At 40.3% G+C, this 519-nt stretch carries 1 protein-coding gene; it reads left to right on the top strand.

The annotated features are described in order from the left end of the window. Positions 1-431 (top strand): RsmD family RNA methyltransferase (locus ACFINZ_RS10320; RefSeq protein WP_375701464.1); only part of this gene is annotated, 431 nt, incomplete at its 5' end. Positions 432-519: the final 88 nt, after the last annotated feature.

The raw sequence follows: 519 nt of genomic DNA, 5'->3' as shown, positions 1-519 counted from the left end.
AACGTATGCTTGATCTTTTTGCCGGCACTGGTGCTTTAGGCATAGAAGCTCTATCGCGTGGGGCAAAAGCTGCTGTTTTTGTTGAAAACTCTGTTGAGGGGCGTGGACTGATACAAAAAAATCTTGAAGCTCTTGAATTACAGTCAATTGGGCGCATCTTGCGTCGTGATGCTACCAAACTTGGCAATATTGGCACAATGCTTCCATTTGATGTAGTTTGTGCGGATCCTCCTTATGGTCGTTGTTTAGGTGAGCGTGCTTTTATGGAAGTGTTACAGGGAGGGTGGGCAAAAGCTAATACACTCTTCGTGCTTGAAGAAAAGAAAGACGCGATTATTCATTTACCTGAGATATTTTATCTAGATGATGAGCGTTTTTATGGTGAGACAACAATACGTTTTTATAAACTGCGATCATCGCTTCAGGTTTAAGAAGTTCTCATTTTGACTCGATAGAAAAAAATTATTCTGTACAGTTTTTTCATGTGCTCTTCTTTTAGACGTTCTGCTTTGTAACGTA

Origin of the sequence: Bartonella sp. AA81SXKL, from assembly GCF_042196945.1 — a bacterium.
GTDB lineage: Bacteria > Pseudomonadota > Alphaproteobacteria > Rhizobiales > Rhizobiaceae > Bartonella.
Note: the sequence above shows the minus strand (reverse complement) of the source record. Positions and strands in the feature narration are given on the sequence as shown.